This is a genomic window from Neisseria sp. HMSC070H10, from assembly GCF_001837635.1.
GTDB classification, from domain to species: Bacteria; Pseudomonadota; Gammaproteobacteria; order Burkholderiales; family Neisseriaceae; genus Neisseria; species Neisseria subflava_A.
On sequence record NZ_KV833388.1, the window covers coordinates 1 to 410 of the forward strand.

At 55.1% G+C, this 410-nt stretch carries 1 pseudogene; it reads right to left on the minus strand.

Annotated elements, in window-relative coordinates:
• Positions 1-410, minus strand: a pseudogene (locus tag HMPREF2606_RS10420) (hypothetical protein); the annotation flags it as partial.

A 410-nucleotide genomic window follows, 5' to 3' on the forward strand; every position in this document is an offset into this window, starting at 1 on the left:
TCGCAAACAGTTGGCTGCCGTTGACGGCGTCTTTACTGTTGGCATTGAGGTCGCCATCGGCTACGTTGGTCACTTTGTTGCCTGCGGCATCGATACCGGACTTGGTCAGGCTAGGACCGCCTGCGACTTTCACACCGTCGTTGTTCACGGTGGTGTCGCCGGCTTTGACGCTGTTCACTACCAGGTCTTTTTTCAGCTTAACGGTCACTTTATCGTCTTGGGCTTCGGTGGTGATGTTGTCGTCACCGGCAACGGTCACGGTGGAGCCGAGTTTTTCGATATTGGTGCTGCCGCTGTCGCCGTTGAAGGTCAGGCCTTTGCTGTCAACGGTGGTTTTGGCATCCACGCCTTTTTGGATTTCGGCTTTGGTGTTATCCGCCAAGTCGATGCTGTAGTCGGTCACGTTGTCG